Raw genomic sequence first — 20329 nt, 5'->3', positions numbered from 1 at the left:
TTTAGATATAGAAATGCTACGGGAGGTACATAAGACATGGCCAAAAAACAATATGCCATCATTGGCATGGGGCGTTTCGGATCCAGTGTTGCGAGAGCACTCAGCGGTATGGGGTTTGACGTACTTGCGATTGATGCGGACGAGCAGCGGACACAGGAGATTTCAAATATAGTAACACACGCCGTATCTGCAGATTCAACGGATGAAGAAGCGCTACGCGCACTTGGTATTCGCAATTTTGATGTGGTGGTTGTGGCTATTGGTGAGGACATTCAAGCAAGTATTCTTACAACTTTAATCCTGAAGGACCTTGGTGTACCAGCAATTATCGCAAAAGCAAAAAGTGAGCTGCACGGAAAAGTATTAGGAAAAATTGGTGCAGACAAGGTGATTTATCCTGAACGGGATATGGGAATGCGGGTTGCGCATCATTTGGCTTCGCCTAATATATTAGATTATATCGAGCTGTCGCCTGATTATAGTATTTTGGACATGAAGGTATCCGGATCGATGCTCGGGAAAAATCTACAGGAACTCGATATCCGCGCAAAATATGGCTGTAACGTAATGGCTATTCGCCAAGGTGAAGAGATGAACATCTCCCCTCGCGCGGAGGATCGCTTGATCGATGGGGATATCCTTGTAATCGTTGGGCATAAAGATAACCTGACGAAGCTGGAGATCGCGTATCAGTAGGTGGTAACGTAATCATCAGGTTTATATGGGATTAGAAATGAAGAAGAATAAAGATAAGAGCAAGAATAACTGGCAAGGCATAAGAAAGGAAGACTTTATGGAAATCATGTCTCCGCAAAATACGCGGGTTAAAGAGTGGGCCGGGCTGCAGGAGAAAAAGCACCGTGACAAGGCTCGTAAATATATCGTAGAAGGCGTTCATCTGGTACAGGAAGCGCTGCTGGCTGAAGCAGATGTGGAATGCCTTGCTTATGACCTGGACAAGGGAATGCCCGCTGAACTCAAGGGGCTTCTTCAGTCCGTTCAGGGCATGGATGTGATCGGCGTAACAGCGGCGATCATCTCGAAATGCAGCAGCACTAATACACCGCAGCCGGTGTTCGCCATCGTGCGGAAGGAACAGCAGGCGGTAGAGGCTATCCTAGCGAAGAAGGATAGTCTGGTGGTTGTCCTGGACGGTGTCCAGGACCCCGGTAATGTCGGCACCATCATCCGCAGCGCGGATGCAGCGGGAGCAGACGGAGTGATCCTCGGCCAAGGCTGTGCCGACCTCTACAATCCGAAGACCATTCGTTCCACGATGGGCTCGATGTTTCATCTCCCGGTGGTGGAGGGAGATTTAAGTGAGATTTTGCCACAGGCCCGGGAACGCGGGGCATTGCTGGTAAGTACTTCGCTGCAGGGAGAAGAATCGTGCTATCAGCATGATTTTCACGGCAGTCAGTGGCTGTTGATTGGCAGTGAGGGCAAAGGCATTTCGCCGGAAACTGCGCGACTCGTGGACAAGAGTATCATCATCCCGATGGCAGGCCGCGCTGAATCACTAAATGCGGCGATGGCCGCGACGATTTTGCTGTTTGAGGGAATGAGACAGCGAGAGGCATAAGCTGCTTATAAAAAAGGAATGGACGATAAAAAACTGCAAGCTCATGATTGAGTTGCAGTTTTTTTGTCGTTTTTAAGAAGCCTGCTCAAACTGGCTATTGTAGAGCTCTGCATAGAATCCGTTCTGAGCCAGCAATTCTTCGTGGCTGCCGCTTTCCAAGATATCGCCGTCCTTCAGGACCAGAATCACATCGGCATTCTTGATCGTTGAGAGTCGGTGTGCGATAACGAAAGAGGTTCTGCCTTCCATAAGCTTATCCATCGCCTGTTGAATCAGCAGTTCTGTACGGGTATCCACCGAGCTTGTAGCTTCATCAAGAATGAGCATCGGCGCATCTTTCAGCATCGCGCGAGCGATGGTGAGCTGCTGCTTTTGTCCGGCGGACAGATTAACTTTATCGTTCAGTACGGTGTTGTATCCGTCACTTAAGGATTTAATGAAGCGGTGCAGGCCAACGGACTTGCAAGCCTCTATAAGTTTCTCGTCTGTTATGTTCTGCTGATTATAAATCAGGTTCTCTTTGATGGTACCCTCAAACAGCCAGGTATCTTGCAGGACCATACAGAACAAATCATGAATGTTCTCTCTCGTCAGGCTGCTGATCGGCGTGTCATCGATGTAGATTTCTCCGCCCGTCACTTCGTTGAACCGGATGAGCAGATTGACCAGCGTAGTTTTGCCTGCGCCGGTAGGACCAACGATCGCCACTTTTTGCCCAGGTTTTACATCTGTCGAGAAGTTATTGATAATCAGTTTTTCTGAAGTCTCATACGCAAATTGTACTTGGTCAAATTTTACTTTACCTTTAGCAGTTGGCAGTGTGTTCTCTTTATGGCTCTCGTCTTCCATTTCCTCAGCCTCCAGAAATTCGAACACGCGTCCGCCGGCTGCAGATGCAGCTTGCAGGCTCTGCGCGGCCTGGGCAATCTGGGACAACGGCTGGGTAAAGTAACGTACATACATAATGAAGGCGACGATAACCCCAAATGAAATCGTACCGTTCATGGCGAGTACACCTCCAACGATACAGACGGCAACGAATCCTAGATTACCAATAAAGCCCATCAGGGGTGGCATCAGCCCAGAGAGGAATTGCGCTTTGAAGGCGCTGTTCTTCAGTCCCTGATTTAATTCCTGGAAGGTAGTGCGCATCTGCGCTTCGCCATTATATGCTTTAACTACATTATGTCCTGTGTACACTTCTTCGACATGACCGTTGATTTTACCTAAATACTCCTGCTGGCTAGCAAAATATTTCTGCGATTTCTTCATAATGACCACCATAAGGCCAAAGCCGATGATCGTTGCCACGATAGCGGTAAGGGTCATAATTACATTGGTCTTCAGCATCATGACGATCGAACCGACGAACATAGCTAAGGCGGTTACGACATTACCAATACTCTGATTCATCGATTGCCCGATGGTATCTACATCATTCGTTACCCGGGATAAAATATCACCTGTGGCCGATTTATTATAGTAGGAGATTGGAAGTTTGTTCATTTTATGAGCAAGATCAGTTCTTAATTTCTTCGAGACCTTCTGGGTAATAATCGACATGATCAAGCCTTGCGAGAGTGACAACAACGCACCGACGCCGTAAATTACGACGAGGGTAATGCCAATGGTAGTAATGCCGTCCATATCGATGCTGCCGGCAAGACCAGCTGTAATTTTGTCGGTGATCTCGGAGAGTTTGTCCGGACCGAATAACGTGAGCACCGTTCCAGCTGCCGCGCAGATTAGCGCAATCACAATAACCGGAACATATTTACGGCAGTAGCGGAGCAGCTTGCTCCATGTATTCTGGCCTTTATTTTTGGTTTTCATTATGCAAGCTCCTCCTTTGTAAGCTGAGAATAAGCAATTTCCTGATAGACGTCGCAGGACTGAATTAGTTCGTCATGGGTTCCCATGCCTGCGATTCGTCCGGCTTCCAGCACAATGATCTTGTCGGCATCTTTAATCGTACCAATACGCTGCGCAACGATCAGCATCGTTGAATCATGCGCGTCTTTCTTAAGCTCACTGCGCAGTTTACGGTCAGTCTTATAGTCAAGCGCGGAGAAAGAATCGTCAAAGATTAATATTTCTGGACGCCGGGCAATCGCTCTGGCAATCGACAGCCGCTGTTTTTGCCCGCCAGACAGATTCGTACCGCCTTGGGCGATATGGGCATCATAGTTCCCCTCTAGCTTTTCTACAAATTCAGAGGATTGGGAAGTGTACACCGCATCTACAATATCTGAACTGAGGACCTGACCGGATCCGTTCTCACCAAATGCAATATTGGAGGACACTGTTCCGCCAAATAGAACAGCCTTCTGAGAGACATAGCCCATTTTATTCCGCAGCGCTTGCTGGTCGTATTCTCTGACATTGATACCATTTACCAGCACTTCGCCTTCTGTAGCATCATAGAAACGGGGAATGAGGTTAACAAGTGTACTTTTCCCGCAGCCTGTAGATCCGATAAAAGCAACCGTCTCCCCCTGCTTCGCCGTGAAGCTGATGTTCTCCAACACATATTCCTCTGCATCTGGATATTTGAAGCTAACCCCCTTGAATTCAATCTCATCTTCTCGCTTCACAGGGAATTGAGTTACTGATCCATTCTTCAAGCTAGGTACTGTTTCTAGCACTTCATTGATACGTTTAGCCGATACTTGAGCACGGGGCAGTAGAATAAAGATCATAATCAGCATCATAAAGGCCATAACCACTTGCATGGCATAAGATGAGAATACGATCATATCTGAGAACAAGCCCATCTTGGCAGTACCCTCGGCTGCTTGAATGAGCACTGCACCCACCCAATAGATGGAGAGACTGAGTCCACTCATAATCAAAGTAATACTCGGCATCAATAGGGTCATTACATTGTTGGCAAATAGGTTGGTACTGGTAAGCTCGTTGTTAGCTACAGCGAACTTCTGTTCTTGATATTCCTCGGCATTATACGCCCGGATGACACGAAGACCGTTAAGATTCTCTCTGGATACACGATTCAGATTATCTGTAAGCAGCTGCAGCTTTTTAAATTTAGGCAGGACGAGCACGATACAGACTGCGACAATAACTACTAGCAATGCGACCGCGGCACCTGTCGTAAGAGTCCATTCCCAGCTTTTGCCGGAAATCTTGAGTATCGCCCACACTGCGAGGATGGGTGCTTTCACAAGTAGCTGTAAGCCGATCACAATCAGCATTTGTACTTGCGTGATGTCATTCGTGGAACGGGTAATTAGACTGGCCGTTGAGAAGTTGCTGATCTCCTCCATGGAGAAGGACTGCACCTTATCGAACAATTTGGAACGCAGTCTTGCAGACAAATCGGCCGCTATTCTCGCAGCAATGCCCGCTACAACAACCGAGGTCGCCAGACTGCCAAGAGCACAGAGCAGCATCCAACCGCCTGCGACAAGGATTTCATTCATTTCGCTTCCTGGTGTCTGGATCAGCCGGGTAATATCACTCATGTAGTCAGGCAGTTCTAAATCCAGCCAGACTTGAGCGATAATGAACATGAGACTGATACCGAATAAGAACCATTCTTTGGGTTCCAGATTCTTGAGTAATTTCAACATAAGAATGACTCCTTTGCATTATCGTTGCTATGATCTTAACGGAGAATGATAAACTGAAAGTTAACTTTTGCTATGAAAAGAAAGAAGAGACCGTCCCTTAAGCCATAGAATGACTGCTTGGGGTGGTCTCTTCTGTTTGAGCAGATATACGTGAAGACATTAGCATTTTATAAAAAATACACATAATCTATGAATTCTTCAATAAAGTCTGCGCCAGTTTCACTTTTCCTTTTTTGATACATTGTGAATCCAACACTTTCGTACATCCGTTGAGCAGGGTTTAAATCGTCATTCGTGGTTACAATAATTTTTGTTACATCATTCTGGGTGATTCTATTAATTGCCTCTTGAAGCTGGATTTTACCATAGCCATTGCCTTTATGTTTTGAAGCAATGCAATTATGCCCAATTTCTGCATACTCAGGCATGTTTCTCGGGTCCCACACCACAAATCCGATGGGTTCATCATTTACAGTTGTGATAAAAGCATATTTATCTGCAATTTGTAAATGGTCAAAGAAAAAGTTGTCAAAATCCTGCCAATCAGAAATAGAGCTTTGTTCATATCTGCGATCAAATGAATACGCATCTGTCAATAATTCAAGGAGAATTCCCCGGTTAAAGCCGCTCAGTTTTTTGAATTGTACACTCATTTACTGGTAACCCCCAATTCTTTAGTTACCTTTTTAAAATCGGGGAGCAGCACGGTGAAAGTGGTTCCTTGCATTGGAACACTGTCGCAGGTGACGGTTCCGCCGTGCAGCTCAATGATTTTTCGGACAATCGTAAGCCCCAGGCCATTACCGGCAGTAGAGTGAGAGGTATCTTGCTGATAGAACTTGTCGAAGACCTTGGGAAGTGCACTTGGACTGATGCCTGCTCCATTATCACGGAACGTAATTTCAACCTGATCTTTCATCTGCCTCATAGTAACTTCGATTTCGCCGTGCTCGGGAGTGAATTTAATCGCATTGTCCAATAAATTCAGCCAGACCTGGTTCAGCATCTCTTTATTCCCAGGTACCATATAGTCCTGTACGTTGGCTTTGAAGGAAATATGCTTTTTCGTAAGTTTAGTATGAAGTAGCAGGACACATTGGCGAATTTGTTCTCCGACATTGAAGGGCTGTCGATCAGTTAATATTGCCTGTGCTTCCACTTTGGAGAGGTTCAATACATTGGAGGCCAGTGTAGCCAGACGGGTAGATTCCTCGATAACAATATCCAGATATTCATTCCGTTCATCCTTACTCAGCTCGTCATCCTTCAGGATTTCAGCGAACCCTTTAATCGACACAATCGGAGTACGGAATTCATGGGAGAAATTGTTTACAAAGTCTGTTCGCAGAATTTCAATGCCACCCAGTTCCTCGGCCATCCGGTTAATATTCTCGGAAAGAATCTTGAACTCCGGAGGGTGCTTGAGCTGCAGCCGCATGGAGAAATCACCTCCGGCCAGTTGGTCAATAGCATCAATAAATGTGCGGATTGATTTCAGCATTCTGCGACTGGTAATTACTGATGTGACGGTGCCGATAATAATGCAGGCAATCAATATAATCAAGGTGAGAATTTTTTTGTCCTGAAGAATCCGCTCATCAAGTAGGCCGAAGGCCAAGGACAAGTAGGTCAGAATTCCGGTGATTAACACTGTAATGAGGAAAATAATGAATACAGCAAGCGAGAAGTAGATTGGCAGACTGATTTTGCTGCTTAGCTTTTTGATCATTTTCTCACCGCCTTGTATCCGAGACCGCGGACGGACACAAGTTCGAATTCCGGATAGTTTTCAAACCGTTTCCGCAATCGGTTGATATGTACATTAACCGTAGTGTCCGTAGTCTCGCTGTCCATCCCCCAGATTTCGTCCATCAGCTGGATTCGAGTGAAAATGCGCTCCGGATAGGATAAAAGCTTATAAAGGAGATGGAATTCCTTCTGGGGAAGCATCTGTTTTTCATTGTCTCGAGTTACTGTTAACGTATCAAAATCAAGAATAATTTTACCGACTACAAGCTTACGGGCGCTTACAATCTGCGAGCGGCGCAGTAGGGCTTGTATTCTCAACAGCATTTCTTCTGTATCTACAGGTTTGGTCATATAATCGTCGGTTCCGAGGCGAAAGCCTTTTTTCTTATCTTCTGGAAGCTGTTTGGCCGTGGCCATGAGGATCGGGATCATGTTGTTCGCATTCCTTAGCTCCTCGGCAAATTCATAACCATCCATCCCCGGCATCATGATATCGAGGATAATCAGATCAATGTGCTGGATTTCAAGAACTTCCAGTGCCTGGATTCCATTTTCGGCTGTTAACACTTCATAACCTTCCCGTTTCAGGACAGCGTTCATCAACTTTCTGACATGCTTATCGTCTTCCACAACGAGGATCTTAATCATGGTTTCACTCCAATAGGTTTCGGATTTGACCCTTTTCCCCATAATTCTAATTGATAAAAGTGCTAAAGACAAAGTCTTTAGCGGTTCTTTAGATTCCATTGCGTTCTTCCTAAACTCCCTCGGCGTAAGTATCCGATCGGGCACTTTTTTGCTTAGTGGTATTAATCTTCTTTAAGGGGCAATCTCAGTTGAAATGTGAAGACATCATTAGTATGTTTAAGTGTTAAGGTTCCTTCGTGCAACTCAGCAATATTTCTGGCAATGGAAAGACCGAGTCCAGCTCCTGTTTGAATTCCTTCGCTATTTCTTGAATGGTCAACCTTATAAAATCGGTCAAATAGTCTTTTCTCTTGATCTCGTGTAAGAGGAGTCCCTTTATTTTCAATTTCTATGGAAATGTCACTATTGGTTGTCATCCGTATGTAAATGCTTCCTGGCTTGAAGGAATATTTTAATGCATTCATAAGAAGATTATCGATAGCCCTGGCAATTTTTTCGCTGTCAATTAAAGTAAATAGTGGTAAGTCAGAGAAATCTTTCACGAGATTCATGCTATTTTCTTGAGCGATCGGTTCGAATTCAAATAACAACTGATTCAAAAGCTGAGATAAATCGATTTTTTCTAGTTTTATCTGGGATTCAACTGAAGTAAGCCGGGTATATTCGAATAAATCATCAAGTAGCTTCTTCATATGAATCGCTTTGTTGTAGGTGTTTTGAATGAAACGCGTGTATTCTTCTTTATCTTTAAACGAACCTGTTCGTAAAAGCTCAATGTATCCAATAATGCTTGTAAGTGGTGTACGTAAGTCATGTGAAATACCTGTGATCATCTCCATCTTTGATTTTTCAGTTTCACGTTCCTTGATGATCTGTTTCTCTAGATGTTCGGCCATCCGATTGATGTTTAACGCCACCGATCCCAGTTCATCTTGTCGTTCGATAGTTACCCGGTAACTTAAATTACCTTCAGAAATAATTTGAAGTCCGTGCTCCAATGCAATTAAATCTTTGACAATCCCTCGGGTCAATGTAAAAAATGTAATAACAAAAATAACTAAAAACATGGGTGTAAGAAGATAGGCCAGAGATTTGAATAGCCATCCCCATTTTGTTACATTTCCTAAGTGAAAGAATAAGAGGCTAACTGAGATGTTTATTGTAATGGCAATTATTAAGCTCAATACCATCTTGATTAAAATATTGGTCTGAATTCGTTTGTTTTTTTCTGAATTTCGCATAATTTTAGTCAATTTTATAGCCAACTTCCCAAACTGTCTTAATGTACAGAGGCTCTCTTGGGTTTTCCTCTAATTTTTCTCTTAAGTTACGAATATGGACCATTACGGTATTTTCAGAATACCCATACGGTTCTTTCCATACATTCTCGTAAATTTTTTCCGAACTAAAAACTTGCCCAGGTCGGCTTGCAAGCAGCGTTAAAATCGAAAATTCTAGTGGAGTCAATGAAACATTAGCTCCCTTTAACTTCACGGAATGTTTATTTTTATCTATTATCAGGTCTTTAATTATAAGTATTGAATTGAATTCTTCCTTCCCAATTAAGGACTGGCGACGTAACTGGGCTTTTACACGAGCCAGTAGTTCCAGTGGATTAAATGGTTTGATCATGTAATCATCTGCCCCAGTAGTTAAACCTGTGATTTTATCAATGTCTTCTTGTTTGGCTGACAGCATAATAATAGGAATATTAGATATCTCTCTTATTTTGAGACAGGCTATGATACCATCCATTCGCGGCATCATGACATCCAGGATAACCAATTGAATGGATGTTGTTTGTATTGCAATCAGTGCCTCCTGACCATCTGCTGCTTCACGCACTTGGTAACCTTCATTCCGTAAATAAACATGAATAACATCTCGAATTTCAGAATCATCATCTACAATAAGGATTGTATTCATTAATTACAACGCCCCTTCTTCATTCATTTCTAATAGTTCCCTTTTTACGACAGACATAGACTATAGCAGGGGGGAGATTAAAAGGCACGAGCTCTATTTTTTCAATACTAAAATATTCGGATAATTGATTCTTCATCTGAAGTGAATATTGAAATGCAACAAATAATCCTCCTGGTTTTAGCGCTTGATAAATCTGTTCCACTAAGGTTTCTCTCAGTTCAAGCTCAAAATTAAAAAAGGGCAAACCACTAAAAATACAGTCTAGCTGATGAACATGTAAATCCTTCATTGTTTCTACTAATTGAGAAGCATCTGGATAACATGAGAAGTCAGGGTATTCTGTTTTTATTTTATTTCTCATTGTCTCATCCATTTCAAACAATAATACTTTTGTTGTTTTATTTACCTTAGTGCTAATTGCACGAGTGATTGCACCTGTCCCTGATCCAAGTTCAGCAACGGCCTTAACCTCGGGCCATTTCGCTTGTTTAACCATGGAATCTACGAGAAACCGTGAACTTGGTATAACACTACCAACCCGTTTTGGATGTTGAATAAAACTTCGTAAAAATAAAATATTTTCATTGAAGCTCACTTAGTTTTCCTCCATTAATTTAAGATTTAATTGAAATTAGGGATTGAATAAATTTGATAGAATGTGATCCCCGAAGTACGTACCTGCCGAGAAAAACATTAAGGTCCAACCTAAAGCACTGGTATAAGAAATAAGAGCAAATCGTCTATAACTTGTACTGCTTAGTCCGATTAATAGAGGGATGATATATCGTACAACTGGGATAAACATGCCAATGTACATAGCCATATTTCCGTATTTTTTCAAGATCTGCTCTGCTTTTTGAAAATGTCTATTCTGCTGGAATCTGTTCTTCAGTTTTTGACCGGAGAATTTACCTGCAAAATAAGCAAGTGTAAAGGCTGTTATTAGCCCTGACAAAATGCAGAAGTAAGTCATCCATGAATTAATTACCTCCATGTGACTCAGGGTTGCTCCGGTGAGGATTGTAATTTCGTTAGGGATTGGAATTCCAAAAGGTCCTAGAGTGAAAGCAAGATAAAAAATCAGATATCCATACTGATTGATTAGCTCTAAGATCGTATTACTGGCCAATATGACACCTCTTTCGCTCAGTTCAATACAGAAATCTTAACGAAAAATTCTGAGGATTTAGTGGTGAGAATTCTAAAGAAATCCTGAAGAGGTGTATGGGAATCCTATGAAGATGATGTTTTTATCCGGGATAAGCAAAGCGAAGTGTTCCTAGATCATAAAAATGTCTCGTCTGGATTATCAAGGTGAATAACTCTCAGTAGCTGGATGGTGAGAGTAGATATTCAAAATATTAGTATTTATACAAAAAAGTCCTGATGATCAAGAAACCTTTGATCAATCAGGACTTTTTTATTTTCATACACCGGGGTAATACTATATTAATGGGCAAACTAGGTTGTCTCCCGTTGGATTAGTTGAAACGACAGCGGCTGCAGCTCCATGTCCCGACCAAGCAGCGCTAGAGCCAGCAGAAGAAACGCATTCTCCGCCTGCCCCGCAATCGGATTCCGTACAGTGGTAATTCCGAGCGTCTGCGACAGCTCAGAATTGTCAAACCCAACGATGGCCAGATCGCCGGGCACATTTAACTGCTGCCTGCGTGCTTCGCTAAGGACGCCTACGGCAACCAAATCATTGGAGCACAGAATCGCATCTGGCCGGTCTGTTTCATCCATAAGGGAGCGCAGCAACTGCTCTCCGTCGCGGATACTGTAAATCGTAGAGTAATACCATTTCTCCATAACGGGAAGATTATATTTGGTCATGATTTGCTCATAGGCCAGGCGTCTACTGTGGGTATTAATGCTGCTGGGACGGCCAAAAGCATTAGCGATGCGCTTATACCCCCGCTCTATCAAATGCTCCAAAGCGAGTGTGTATCCATCATATTGGTTCATGGCAACGGACGGTATTTCAGGATGGTCCATACGCTGCCAGGATACGATGGGTCCGTATTTGCAGTAGGAAGAGATAACATTCTGTTCGTTGACGGAGGTTAGGATGAGTAGGGCGTCGACCCGTTTCATTTTGAGATCTTCAAAAGCCTGAAGCTCCTTCTGCTTATCCCCGCCGGTAGTATAAATAATCGTCTGGTATCCGTAACGACCTGAAATTTCGACGAAGCTGTTCATAAAACTCAGAATAAGCTCGTTTAGGTCCATGGTGATCATGCCGATTTGTTGTGTTTGACCTTTGGATAAAGAAATGGCATTTCGGTTAGGAACATAGTCCGTTTCTTTCATGATGGCGAGAATTTTCGCACGAGTCTCCTTGCTAACATGAGGCGATTGGTTCAGGACGCGGGACACCGTGGCTTTGGAAAAGCCCGACAGCTTAGCGATTTCGTCAAGAGTGGACATCGGTTTGTTCTCCTTCACATGATTAGTACTTGACATGTAACGCGTTCCAAGGTTTAGGATTCGAATTAGAGCAGTAATCCTATACTATCACAATAGCAAAGGCGGGAAAAAATATGGAATTGCAATTTCCAAAAGGATTCTTATGGGGCGGTGCTGTAGCAGCGAACCAGCTTGAAGGAGCATATCAGGAAGATGGTAAAGGGTGGTCCACCCAAGATGTTATGCCGAAGGGAATTAAGTCTGCGCCTACAGAGGTACCTACCGAAGATAATATGAAGTTAATAGGTATCGATTTCTATCACCGATATAAAGAAGATATTAAGCTGTTCGCGGAAATGGGCTTTAAAGTATTCCGGACGTCCATTGCCTGGTCCCGGATTTTTCCAAAAGGGGACGAGCTGGAGCCCAATGAAAAAGGTCTGCAGTTTTACGACGACCTATTCGATGAGTGTCATAAATACGGCATCGAGCCACTGGTGACTATCTCCCATTATGAAACTCCGCTACATCTGGCAAGAGAATATGATGGATGGGTTAACCGTAAGATGGTGGATTTTTACGAGCGCTACGTGAGAACGATATATAATCGTTACAAGAACAAGGTTAAATATTGGCTGACCTTTAACGAGATTAACTCCATTCTTGAGTTCCCATTTATGAGTGGCGGGATCAATACGCCGTTAGAGAAATTGAGTAAGCAGGATCTGTATCAAGCTATTCATCATGAGTTCATAGCAAGTGCTCTGGCTGTGAAAATCGGCCATGAAATCAATCCTGATTTCCAAATCGGGTGTATGGTGCTCAGTATGCCGATTTATCCGCTCACTCCGCATCCGGACGATTTGATCAAGGCAATGCAAAGTGATCACAAAAATATGTTCTTTGCGGATGTTCATGCTAGAGGGTATTACCCTGGCTATATGAAGCGGTTCTTCAAAGAAAATGGGATTCACATTCATTTTGAACCAGGGGACGAAGAGATTCTGAAGCATACTGTGGATTTCATATCGTTCAGTTACTATATGAGCACTTGTGAAACGGCTGATCCAGAGAAACAGATCAGAGGAGAAGGGAACCTGCTGGGTGGGGTGCCTAATCCGTATCTGGAAGCGAGCGAATGGGGCTGGCAGATCGACCCACAAGGCTTGCGTTATGTTATGAATATGTTCTACGACCGATATCAGAAACCGCTGTTTATCGTGGAAAATGGTCTTGGCGCTGTCGATCAGCTGGTATTAGATGGGAACGGCGAAAAGGTAATAAACGACGACTATCGGATCAATTATTTACGAGATCATCTGGTTCAGGTCGCGGAGGCTATTGCCGACGGAGTGGAAGTCATGGGCTATACAAGCTGGGGCTGCATCGATTTGGTTAGCGCAACGAGCGCCGAACTAAAGAAACGTTATGGCTTCATTTATGTGGACCGTCATGATGATGGTTCAGGTACTCTTGAACGATACCGGAAGAAGTCCTTCCACTGGTACAAAGAAGTGATTGAATCAAATGGACAGAACCTGTTCTAGGATGTCGGTTGACATCATGAATTGAACATGTTAATTTGTAAATAACAATTAATCGGATATCAGGATTGCTACTGCATAGCAGGCAAAACCTAAGTTTCATTTATGTTTACGGGAGATTTCTCTCTCGTGCATGAATGTGATTTAGGTTTTTTTGCGTTCATTCCTTCTCGATTGATTAATATATCGGTTACCAAAGGGGTGTAGGATAATGAGTTATGAACAGCTAGGTAAAGACATCATTCAATCTGTCGGTGGAGAGAAAAATATTAACAACGTAATTCACTGTGCTACTCGACTAAGATTCACGCTTAATGATGAACAGAAAGTTGATAAAGAAAAGCTGGATAAAATGGAAGGGATTATTGGTGCGGTTAGCAAAGGGGGACAATTCCAAGTTATTGTGGGTACCCATGTTGCTGATGTCTATAAAGAGATAAGCAAATCCATATCCCCTAGTAATAATTCTGGCGATAATACGGTTAAGAAATCTATAGGAACCCTGATTTTTGATGTGATTTCTAGAAGCTTCTCGCCTTTAATTGGTGCCTTAGCGGGTGCGGGTATGTTGAAAGCGCTATTAACTGTACTGACTTCGTTACATGTTTTAGCGGCGGATGGAGAGACTTACAAAGTACTAGCCGGCGCTAGTAATGCTGTGTTTTACTTTCTGCCAATTTTCCTAGGCATTACGTTATCGATTAGACTTGGTGTAAATGCTTATGTAGGGGGCGCTATCGGTGCGGCCTTACTCGAACCTAATATTACGGGATTAGCCAGTGTTGAATCTCCACATTTTCTAGGTATTCCTTTAGTAATGTCGGATTATTCATCGAGCGTTTTTCCGATTTTCATCGCCATCTGTATATATGCTTTACTAGATAAGCAACTAAGAAAATTTATACACAAGGATTTACAATTGTTCTTGGTACCTATGTTATGTTTGATGTTAATTGTTCCTTTAACCATTTTGGTTTTCGGACCGTTTGGAGTGAATGTAGGGAACTTAATCGGAGACGCTATTGTGTTCCTCAGCAGTAAGAGTGGTATTATTACGGGTGCAATTGTGGGGATTTCCTGGACGTACCTGACCGTGCTCGGTTTGCACTGGGGACTCGTTCCGATTATTCTTGAAAACATTGCTAAGGGTGGAGATCCGATCTATGCAATGGCAGGTATGGCTATTTTCGCCCAACTTGGTGTAGCCTTAGGGATTTTCTTGAAAACAAAAGACAAAAAGTTGAAAACATTGGCCGGAAGTACCTTTTTACCTGGCGCGCTCTCAGGCGTAACTGAACCTATTATTTACGGATTGCTGACACGTTACAAACGGACTTTTATTTATGTATCTATTGCCGGTGGTCTAGGTGGAGCGATGTCGGGTCTTGCTGGTGTAAAAATGGAAGTATTCGCATTTGTTAGCGTATTAAGTCTTCCTGCATTCTCACCTTTGGCTATTCAAGCGATCATAGCTCTTGGGACGATTATATTGGCTACGGTGATTACGATGTTCTTTGGTTTTGAAGACAAAAAGAAAGCGAATGCTGTAGAAGAAACATCAAATGGTGTAGAAGAAAAGACGAATACTGAAGAGAGCGAAGTTATTCTCCCACACGCTGTGAAAAGTACGACTGTTGTAAGCCCTCTAGCTGGTAAAGTAATCCCTTTATCCTCAGTAGATGATGCTGCATTTGCTTCTGAAGCAATGGGCAAGGGGATGGCAATCGAACCTTCAGAAGGTAAGCTGTACTCCCCGGTAAGTGGGGTTGTATCCACTATTTTCAGAACAGGTCATTGTATTGCAGTCGTATCGGATGATGGCGTTGAAGTCCTGATCCATATCGGTATAGAAACTGTGAAGTTAAAAGGGAAATACTTTGATGTGAAAGTGGAAGAAGGAGCAACGGTTAAACAGGGTGACCTACTGATTGAATTTGATCTCGAACAAATAAAAAATGAAGGCTATCAAAGCACGACGCCAATCATTATTACCAATACAGCTAACTATAGTGATGTCATTGGCACCAAGAAAGCGGCCATCAAACCGGGCGAAGATCTGATGACGGTTGTAGTTTGATTTAGTGGCTGGCCATAAGAATTAAAATGAAATCGATCTCTTAGTATGGATGCTGAGAGGTCGATTTTTTATGAAAAACATAATAAAAATATAGCTAGTTGCGCATAATGGATAGGATTGCTAGATGCTTGTCGATTAAATAAGTCCATGGTATGATTTTTATAAATTAATAATTGTGGATTGTTACTGGTCGTGCAGGCAAAACCCGAAGTTAAGCCATTTGTTTAATGGTTACTTTTGGGTTTGCCTTTTTTAATTTTTGGTACAAGGGGTTGCCGTATGCGGATCGAAAAAGTGTTAAACAACAATGTTGTTACTGTCATAGATGATCAAAATTTTGAACTGGTAGTCATGGGAAGAGGACTTGCCTTTAAGAAAAAACAAGGGGACTATTTAGAAGAAGACAAAATTGAAAAGATCTTCACTTTAAGCAATCAAAAGCTTTCTGATAAGCTAAAAACACTGCTTTCTGAGATTCCAATAGAGCATATGGAGCTTTCAGAAGAGATCATCAATTTCGCCAAGCTGCAACTAGGTAAAATGCTGGATGATAGTATCTACATCAGTCTGACCGATCATATCAGCTTTGCGTTAGAGCGATTCTCAAAAGGGATGAAGATTAAAAACGCCATGCTTTGGGAGATCAAAAAGTTCTATAAGGAAGAATATGAGGTTGGGAAAGCTGCACTTCAAATTATTCATTCAAAGTTTGGCATTATGCTTCCCGAGGATGAGGCTGGACATATTGCTCTCCATCTGGTGAATGCTGAACTGAATGAAGAGATGCCGAATATGGTCAATATTACGAAGATTATGAATGACATCTTAAATATCGTGAAGCATCATTTTAGACTAGAGTATGATGAGGAGTCACTCGCTTATTATCGGTTTATCACTCACTTGAAATTTTTTGCCCAACGTCTCATCAACGGCACTCCACCGCCAGATAATGAGAACGGCTTATTTAATTTAGTGAAGGAGCAATACAAAGAAGCTTTCGCCAGCGTTGAAAAAATAAAAATCTATATTGATAAAACATACAATCGTGAATTAACAAATGATGAAATGCTGTATCTCACCATACACATTGAAAGAATTACAAACCAAAAAATGGAGTAGCAAACATCCTAATGATCAAGGAAGCCCTTGATTTATTAGGATTTTTTTTAGAAAAAAGTCCAGCTATATTAAATTTTAACTTTGACTTTCGGTGGAATCACGTATAAGATAACTATTATGTTATCTATGATAATCATTATCAATAGAATGATAACAATTATCATAGAATATAACTTCGAGCGTTATATACAGGGGGATAAAGAGAATGCACAAAAGGTTAATTAGTTTATTTATGGTTATTGCTATCATATTGGTAGTATCGGGCTGTGGTACTAACCAAAAGAATAATTCAACATCAAACACGGGAGCAAATGACAAACCAGCTTCTGAAAACGCAAGTAGTGAATCTACAAGCGGTCCGATCGTATTAAAAGATTCTAAAGGCGAGGTTAAGCTGGATAAACCTGCGCAAAAGGTTGTAGTTCTGGAGTGGACATTTACGGAAGATATTATTGCGCTCGGAATGCAGCCGGTGGGGAATGCTGATAACGAAAATTACAAGTTATATGTAACTTCTGAAGTGCCACTCGATGCAAGCGTAACGGATGTTGGTTCACGTGATGAGCCGGATCTAGAGACCATTGCTTCATTAAAGCCAGATTTGATTATTGCGAATACGGGCGGACACGAAGGAATTTATGATCAATTAAAAGGCATCGCTCCAACACTGATTTTCGGTCTGTATCCGGAAGAAGGACAAGGCAATCAGTATACGTTGATGGAAGATACTTTCAAAACAATTGCAGCGGCTGTAGGTAAAACCGCGGAAGGCGATAAGGTTCTTGCTGACCTGGATGTACATTATGCGGAAGCGAAGGCAAAGCTGGCTGAAGCAGGTAAAGAAGGCTTGAATTACGTGCTGACGCAAGCTTACAGCTATCAGAATGCGGCAACATTGCGTCTTTTTACAGATAACTCACTTGCTGTACAAACATTGGAACGGATTGGTTTGAAGAACGACTGGAAACCCGAAAAATTCGAAGCTTACGGATTCACTACATCAACGGTTGAAGCATTGCCGGCTGTTCAGGATACTAACCTGATGTATATCGTTCAGAAGGATGATAATATTTTCACGAAAGAGCTGAAGGATAATTCCGTGTGGAACGGCCTTAACTTTGTGAAAGAAAATCGTACCTTCGGATTGAGCAGTACTACTTGGGTGTTTGGCGGTCCGATTTCCTCCAAAGTTATCGTGGATGAAGTTATAAATACATTAACGAAATGAGTGCTTTTATGAACGGGAAGAGCAGCAAAGAAGCCTCAAGTGGAATGACTTGGCGAATCATTGGAATATTTGGGGGCGGCCTTGCCGTCCTCTTTGTTCTGTCCATTCTAAGCCTAGGCTTCGGCGAAGCCAAAATTCCTGCAGCTACGGTATTGGAGGGATTGCTAAATCGCCAGGATGTGATGGAACATAATCTGCTCTGGGATATCCGGATGCCGCGTACGGTAATTGGCCTACTGGCTGGGGCTGCTCTAGCTGCGGCTGGAGCATTATTGCAAACGATAACGAAGAATCCGCTTGCTTCTTCAGATACATTGGGGATTAATGCCGGAGCTTATTTTATGGTTGTTCTAGGTATGGTTACTTTTCCAGCTTTGCAGCATGAGTTCCCATTTTTGCTTGCAGTAGCAGGGGGGCTGCTTGCTGCACTGGCTGCTTATTTGTTGAGTGGTGGTAAGGGGGCCACGCCTGTCCGATTAGCTTTATCAGGTATGATCGTGTCTATGGTTCTCGGCGCGTTTACATCGGCCCTACATATTTTTAACAAGAACGAAACGCAAAACCTATTTTTATGGGGCTCAGGCTCACTGATTCAGCTAGATTGGGACGGTGTTAAATATGCCTGGCCTTTTGTTATTCCATTGCTAATAGCAGCTATGCTGGCAGGTAGGCAGTTTGACGCGTTGGAGCTTGATGAGTCCACTGCTCGTTCACTCGGGCAACGTGTTGGATTGGCACGGGGGTTAGGTCTAGGTTTATCTGTATTGTTGGCTGCGGTCGTGGTCAGCGTGGTCGGTCCGATCGGATTTGTTGGTCTGGTGGCTCCTCATCTGGTTCGGCTTAGCGGTATTCGAAAGCATCACCTGCTCATTCCTGCGAGTGCGCTGTGGGGAGCACTGCTCATTACGGCAGCGGATACGCTTGCGCGTATGGTTCGTAGCAGTGTAGGTGAGATGCCAGTTGGGGCGGTTATGGCGATTATTGGAGCACCTTGGCTCATATGGCTGGTGCTCACCAAGATGAAGAATATATCGGGTTCAGGCTCAGGTCAGTCATCTATGAATATAGGTGGAACTGCGCTTCGGATGCGCTTTGTTCCGGCGGTGATAACCATGACCGTACTGCTCGTTGCGGTTATCCTTGTGAGTTTGTCACTTGGGGGAACGAGAATACCGATTAGTGAGCTACTGAGCAGTCTTATCCACAGCGGAGATGGATCTTATTCCGTCCTGCTGAATTTACGGCTTCCGCGTACACTCGTTGCGGCTGGAGGCGGTATCGCGCTTGCCATTAGCGGTGTCTTGATTCAAAGCGCTGTCCGAAATCCGCTGGCTGACGCCTCCATTATTGGTGTGACCTCGGGTGCTGGATTGGGGGCGTTAACCGTAATGGTTGCTTTTCCGGCATTGACGGTATTAGCAGTCCCTATTGCAGCAATTGCGGGTGGTGCTTTGGCTGCAGCCTTTGTGTTTGTTATGGCATGGCGTAGAGCCTTGAATCCATCTGTCCTTATCCTGCTTGGAATTGCAGTATCAGCAATTGCTTCTGCGGGAATACAGGTCATGATCGTCAAGGGCAGTTTATGGAGCAGCAGCTCCTTAATTTGGTTAACGGGTTCGACTTACGGACGAAGCTGGAATCAATTTAATAGCTTGTTTATCTTCCTGATTGTACTCGTTCCTTTTGCTTATTATTTAGGACGTAGATTCGATTTACTAGCATTTGGCGATGAGAGTTCAACAGGTCTGGGCCTGCCCGTTCGCGGAACTCGGCTTTGGGCGATGATTATCGGTGTGATGCTTGCAGCGGGAGCCGTTGCAAGTGTAGGAACCATTGGGTTCCTCGGACTTATGGCGCCGCATGCGGTACGGATGATGATTGGGCATCACACAAGACGATCTATTGTTTTGTCAGGATTACTTGGCGGATTGATGCTCGTGATTGCGGATACGCTGGGAAGAACCATAATGGCACCGAAAGAAATCCCATCAGGCCTTATTATTATGTTGATCGGAGCTCCGTATTTCCTATTTTTAATGTATCGGTCGCAAGTCAGAAAGGTGTAAGGTTTTGCTATAAGAAAAAAATCAGGGGTGCCCCATCGGCCATTTTTATGGCTTATGGGGCACCCCTGATTAGTTAGAGCTTACTCGATCTAGAACTCCTCCAACTTCGGTTCATTCGATTAAGACTTTCGCTTACGCTAGCTATCGGACACAGCTGACCTTAAATACCGCTTTATTTCGCATTTGAAGTGATAACGGACTAGCCGCTATGAGCATGAAGAGTACTCAATTTGCCCCTCTTCCAAGGGAATAACGTCATCTGGGTCCGTAAGCTTCAGCAAATGATGACAATTCATAGGTGCAGGCTACCACCGCCCAAAAACACAGAGCAGCGATTCTCCCATACCGGGGATCGCTGCTTTTTTAATTGGATATCATCGATTTGTGAACA

At 43.3% G+C, this 20329-nt stretch carries 17 protein-coding genes; 7 read left to right on the top strand and 10 right to left on the bottom strand.

The annotated features are described in order from the left end of the window. The first annotated feature begins 36 nt into the window (after positions 1-36). Together MHI27_RS26445 and MHI27_RS26440 are read left to right on the top strand one after the other, a co-directional pair. Positions 37-696, top strand: coding sequence for a TrkA family potassium uptake protein (locus MHI27_RS26445; RefSeq protein WP_076285312.1), 660 nt, complete (start codon positions 37-39; stop codon positions 694-696). A gap of 97 nt (positions 697-793) precedes the next feature. Continuing rightward, positions 794-1582 (top strand): RNA methyltransferase, encoded by a 789-nt coding sequence (locus MHI27_RS26440; RefSeq protein WP_042194519.1) that lies wholly within the window; start codon positions 794-796, stop codon positions 1580-1582. Positions 1583-1654: 72 nt separating this feature from the next. Here MHI27_RS26440 and MHI27_RS26435 read toward each other — a convergent pair whose 3' ends face one another. The 10 genes from MHI27_RS26435 to MHI27_RS26390 all read right to left on the bottom strand — a co-directional run bounded on the left by MHI27_RS26435 (position 1655) and on the right by MHI27_RS26390 (position 11925). Continuing rightward, positions 1655-3415 (bottom strand): ABC transporter ATP-binding protein, encoded by a 1761-nt coding sequence (locus tag MHI27_RS26435; RefSeq protein ID WP_405175027.1) that lies wholly within the window; start codon positions 3413-3415, stop codon positions 1655-1657. Then, on the bottom strand, positions 3415-5172 hold the full coding sequence (locus MHI27_RS26430) for an ABC transporter ATP-binding protein (RefSeq protein ID WP_405175026.1): 1758 nt from the start codon (positions 5170-5172) through the stop codon (positions 3415-3417). Before MHI27_RS26430 ends, MHI27_RS26435 begins: the two co-directional genes overlap by 1 nt. 167 nt (positions 5173-5339) lie before the next feature. Continuing rightward, positions 5340-5825, bottom strand: a complete 486-nt coding sequence (locus MHI27_RS26425) for a GNAT family N-acetyltransferase (RefSeq protein WP_339798572.1) — start codon at positions 5823-5825, stop codon at positions 5340-5342. Further along, positions 5822-6901 (bottom strand): ATP-binding protein, encoded by a 1080-nt coding sequence (locus MHI27_RS26420; RefSeq protein WP_405175025.1) that lies wholly within the window; start codon positions 6899-6901, stop codon positions 5822-5824. Before MHI27_RS26420 ends, MHI27_RS26425 begins: the two co-directional genes overlap by 4 nt. Next, positions 6898-7569, bottom strand: coding sequence for a response regulator transcription factor (locus tag MHI27_RS26415; RefSeq protein WP_076285307.1), 672 nt, complete (start codon positions 7567-7569; stop codon positions 6898-6900). The genes MHI27_RS26420 and MHI27_RS26415 overlap by 4 nt, the downstream gene beginning before the upstream one ends. Before the next feature lie 161 nt (positions 7570-7730). Further along, a complete protein-coding gene (locus MHI27_RS26410) occupies positions 7731-8810 on the bottom strand; it encodes a sensor histidine kinase (protein ID WP_405176802.1) in 1080 nt (359 codons plus the stop codon). 4 nt (positions 8811-8814) lie between these two features. Further along, positions 8815-9495 carry a response regulator transcription factor gene (locus MHI27_RS26405; RefSeq protein ID WP_405175024.1) on the bottom strand — a complete coding sequence of 227 codons (681 nt, stop codon included), beginning with the start codon at positions 9493-9495 and terminating at the stop codon, positions 8815-8817. Positions 9496-9514: 19 nt separating this feature from the next. Then, positions 9515-10090: a class I SAM-dependent methyltransferase gene (locus tag MHI27_RS26400; protein WP_405175023.1), complete on the bottom strand. Its 576-nt coding sequence runs from the start codon at positions 10088-10090 to the stop codon at positions 9515-9517. Positions 10091-10126: 36 nt separating this feature from the next. Further along, positions 10127-10624 carry a DedA family protein gene (locus MHI27_RS26395; RefSeq protein WP_405175022.1) on the bottom strand — a complete coding sequence of 166 codons (498 nt, stop codon included), beginning with the start codon at positions 10622-10624 and terminating at the stop codon, positions 10127-10129. Positions 10625-10956: 332 nt separating this feature from the next. Then, the gene (locus MHI27_RS26390; RefSeq protein WP_405175021.1) at positions 10957-11925 is read right to left on the bottom strand and encodes a LacI family DNA-binding transcriptional regulator; all 969 of its coding nucleotides are present in this window, start codon (positions 11923-11925) and stop codon (positions 10957-10959) included. Positions 11926-12038: 113 nt separating this feature from the next. Between MHI27_RS26390 and MHI27_RS26385 the strand changes: the two genes are divergently transcribed. The 5 genes from MHI27_RS26385 to MHI27_RS26365 all read left to right on the top strand — a co-directional run bounded on the left by MHI27_RS26385 (position 12039) and on the right by MHI27_RS26365 (position 19938). Continuing rightward, positions 12039-13451, top strand: a complete 1413-nt coding sequence (locus tag MHI27_RS26385) for a glycoside hydrolase family 1 protein (protein ID WP_076285305.1) — start codon at positions 12039-12041, stop codon at positions 13449-13451. A gap of 208 nt (positions 13452-13659) precedes the next feature. Continuing rightward, entirely contained in the window at positions 13660-15525 is a 1866-nt protein-coding gene (locus MHI27_RS26380) for a beta-glucoside-specific PTS transporter subunit IIABC (RefSeq protein ID WP_405175020.1), read from the top strand. A gap of 279 nt (positions 15526-15804) precedes the next feature. Further along, a complete protein-coding gene (licT, locus tag MHI27_RS26375; RefSeq protein WP_341051716.1) occupies positions 15805-16644 on the top strand; it encodes a BglG family transcription antiterminator LicT in 840 nt (279 codons plus the stop codon). 205 nt (positions 16645-16849) lie between these two features. Continuing rightward, the gene (locus tag MHI27_RS26370; RefSeq protein WP_405175019.1) at positions 16850-17872 is read left to right on the top strand and encodes an ABC transporter substrate-binding protein; all 1023 of its coding nucleotides are present in this window, start codon (positions 16850-16852) and stop codon (positions 17870-17872) included. Positions 17873-17880: 8 nt separating this feature from the next. Next, complete coding sequence (locus tag MHI27_RS26365) at positions 17881-19938, top strand: iron ABC transporter permease (RefSeq protein WP_076285335.1); 2058 nt, start codon at positions 17881-17883, stop codon at positions 19936-19938. Positions 19939-20329: the final 391 nt, after the last annotated feature.

Source organism: Paenibacillus sp. FSL H8-0261 (assembly GCF_045040645.1).
Classification (GTDB): domain Bacteria; phylum Bacillota; class Bacilli; order Paenibacillales; family Paenibacillaceae; genus Paenibacillus_AQ.
The sequence above is the reverse complement of the archived record's forward strand: the minus strand, read 5'-3'. Positions and strand labels throughout refer to the sequence as shown.

What these genes read in the sequence shown, in the direction of transcription:
- MHI27_RS26445 (WP_076285312.1), top strand. Translation starts at nt 37, where the DNA reads ATGGCCAAAAAACAATATGCCATCATTGGCATGGGGCGTTTCGGATCC.
- MHI27_RS26440 (WP_042194519.1), top strand. Translation starts at nt 794, where the DNA reads ATGGAAATCATGTCTCCGCAAAATACGCGGGTTAAAGAGTGGGCCGGG.
- MHI27_RS26435 (WP_405175027.1), bottom strand. Translation starts at nt 3,415, where the DNA reads ATGAAAACCAAAAATAAAGGCCAGAATACATGGAGCAAGCTGCTCCGC.
- MHI27_RS26430 (WP_405175026.1), bottom strand. Translation starts at nt 5,172, where the DNA reads ATGTTGAAATTACTCAAGAATCTGGAACCCAAAGAATGGTTCTTATTC.
- MHI27_RS26425 (WP_339798572.1), bottom strand. Translation starts at nt 5,825, where the DNA reads ATGAGTGTACAATTCAAAAAACTGAGCGGCTTTAACCGGGGAATTCTC.
- MHI27_RS26420 (WP_405175025.1), bottom strand. Translation starts at nt 6,901, where the DNA reads ATGATCAAAAAGCTAAGCAGCAAAATCAGTCTGCCAATCTACTTCTCG.
- MHI27_RS26415 (WP_076285307.1), bottom strand. Translation starts at nt 7,569, where the DNA reads ATGATTAAGATCCTCGTTGTGGAAGACGATAAGCATGTCAGAAAGTTG.
- MHI27_RS26410 (WP_405176802.1), bottom strand. Translation starts at nt 8,810, where the DNA reads ATGCGAAATTCAGAAAAAAACAAACGAATTCAGACCAATATTTTAATC.
- MHI27_RS26405 (WP_405175024.1), bottom strand. Translation starts at nt 9,495, where the DNA reads ATGAATACAATCCTTATTGTAGATGATGATTCTGAAATTCGAGATGTT.
- MHI27_RS26390 (WP_405175021.1), bottom strand. Translation starts at nt 11,925, where the DNA reads ATGTCCACTCTTGACGAAATCGCTAAGCTGTCGGGCTTTTCCAAAGCC.
- MHI27_RS26385 (WP_076285305.1), top strand. Translation starts at nt 12,039, where the DNA reads ATGGAATTGCAATTTCCAAAAGGATTCTTATGGGGCGGTGCTGTAGCA.
- MHI27_RS26380 (WP_405175020.1), top strand. Translation starts at nt 13,660, where the DNA reads ATGAGTTATGAACAGCTAGGTAAAGACATCATTCAATCTGTCGGTGGA.
- licT (WP_341051716.1), top strand. Translation starts at nt 15,805, where the DNA reads ATGCGGATCGAAAAAGTGTTAAACAACAATGTTGTTACTGTCATAGAT.
- MHI27_RS26370 (WP_405175019.1), top strand. Translation starts at nt 16,850, where the DNA reads ATGCACAAAAGGTTAATTAGTTTATTTATGGTTATTGCTATCATATTG.
- MHI27_RS26365 (WP_076285335.1), top strand. Translation starts at nt 17,881, where the DNA reads ATGAACGGGAAGAGCAGCAAAGAAGCCTCAAGTGGAATGACTTGGCGA.